We start from the raw sequence: 1,732 nt of genomic DNA, 5'->3' as shown, positions 1-1,732 counted from the left end.
CCCGCCCACCCTGTACGGCGAGGTCGCCCGCCTGGCCGCGCTGGCCCCCGCCCACCCGGAGCAGGTCACGGTCGTCGCCCACGGGGTCGCCTGCTGGCACGCGGAGGCGTTCGCCAGGCTGCATCCGCTGTGCGTGGCCAAGCTCGTTCTCCTGGACCCGCGCTGCGCGAACGACCGCGGCCCGCTCGCGGTCGCCAGGGCGGCCGGCCGGTGGGTGCCCGCGCTGGGCGGTACGTGGGGTGCGACCGCAGTGGCCCGCCTGACCGGGCCCGCCGTCCACCGCCTGCTCACCGGCCTGCCCGACCCGTCCGGCGCCTACAGCATGGGCAAGGTGCCCGCGGCGGTGGCGGGGGAATGGCTGGCCCGCCGCGACATGGCCGCCGACCTGCGCCGGATCAGGGCGGAGAAGCCGTTCCCCGACGTCCCGGTCACCGTGATAGGCACGGGCGGGACGGACCGCTGCCGCGAACGCCTGGCCGGCGACCTCGGCGCCCGGCTCGTCCGCCTGCCGGACGCGGGCCGCCAGGTCCAGCTGGAGCAGCCGGAAGTCGTCGCGCACGCCGTCTCCACCACCCGCTGAACAAGCGCCAGTCGCTCCTCGGACCGCCGTTGGACGAGCGGTGGCCGTTCCCCGAAGCTGCTGGTCGGATGGGTGGCTGCCGCTTCCTGAGAGCCGATGGTTGAGGAGAGGCGGCCGTTCCGAGAGCCGCCAGGAACTGCTTGTTGAACGGGCGGCGGCCGTTTCCTGGAACCGCCTGTTGAATGGGCGGTGGCCGCTCCCGAGAGCCGTGTAACTGGGTGTGGGGCCGCCGTTCTCGCAGAGGCGCTCGTTGAAGGGTGGCGGGTGTTCGTGGATGCGTGACGGGGAGCCGGGCTACGCACCAGAATGGCGGGAAAAGACGGCATTTATGGGGGTGGTCAATGCCGGACCTCGTGCCTTCGCGGCCAGAGGATCCCGGGTCGGTGGGTGAGTACGCCGTGAGCGGGCGCCTGGGCGAGGGCGGGCAGGGCATCGTCTACCTCGCCACCGCCCGGGACGGCGCCCAGGTGGCGCTCAAGCTGCTGCGCGCCGACCTGGCCGGGAACACCGAGGCGTCCGAGCGGTTCGTCCGCGAGGTGGCGATGGCCCGGCGGGTGGCGCCGTTCTGCACGGCCCAGGTCATCGAGACGGGGCTGTTCGGCGGCCGGCCGTACATCGTGAGCGAGTACATCGACGGGCCGACGCTCGCGGACGTCGTACGCGCTCAGGGACCCCGCTCGGGCACCTCCCTGCACCGCCTCGCCATCGGCACCGTCACCGCGCTGGTCGCCATCCACCAGGCCGGCATCGTGCACCGCGACTTCAAGCCGTCGAACGTGATCCTCGCCTCCGACGGCCCCCGCGTGATCGACTTCGGCATCGCGAAGGCGCTCGACCACACCTCGACGCTCACCGGCGCGGTGATCGGCACGCCCTCGTTCATGGCGCCGGAACAGCTCACCGAGGCGGCTCCAGGACCGGCCTCGGACATGTTCGCCTGGGCGTGCACGCTGCTGTTCGCGGCGTCGGGACGGCCGCCGTTCGGGCAGGACAGCGTGCCCGCCGTGATCAACCGCATCATGCACACCGAGCCGGACGTGACCTCCGTCGAGGACCCGGCCCTGCGCGCTCTGGTGACGGACTGCCTGGCCAAGGACCCCGCCCGGCGGCCGGCGGCGAACGACGCGCTCATGCGCCTGCTCGGCCACACCC

2 protein-coding genes are annotated in these 1,732 nt (G+C 73.3%); both read left to right on the top strand.

Features of this window, described 5'->3' with window-relative positions; translation table 11 throughout:
- Nucleotides 1-580: alpha/beta fold hydrolase (locus ITP53_RS55205; protein WP_195903460.1), on the top strand; the 580-nt coding region annotated here is incomplete at its 5' end.
- 383 nt (nt 581-963) lie between these two features.
- Nucleotides 964-1,732 (top strand): serine/threonine-protein kinase (locus ITP53_RS55200; RefSeq protein WP_195903459.1); only part of this gene is annotated, 769 nt, incomplete at its 3' end.

Origin of the sequence: Nonomuraea cypriaca, assembly GCF_015645445.1 — a bacterium.
GTDB lineage: Bacteria > Actinomycetota > Actinomycetes > Streptosporangiales > Streptosporangiaceae > Nonomuraea > Nonomuraea cypriaca.
The sequence above is the reverse complement of the archived record's forward strand: the minus strand, read 5'-3'. Positions and strand labels throughout refer to the sequence as shown.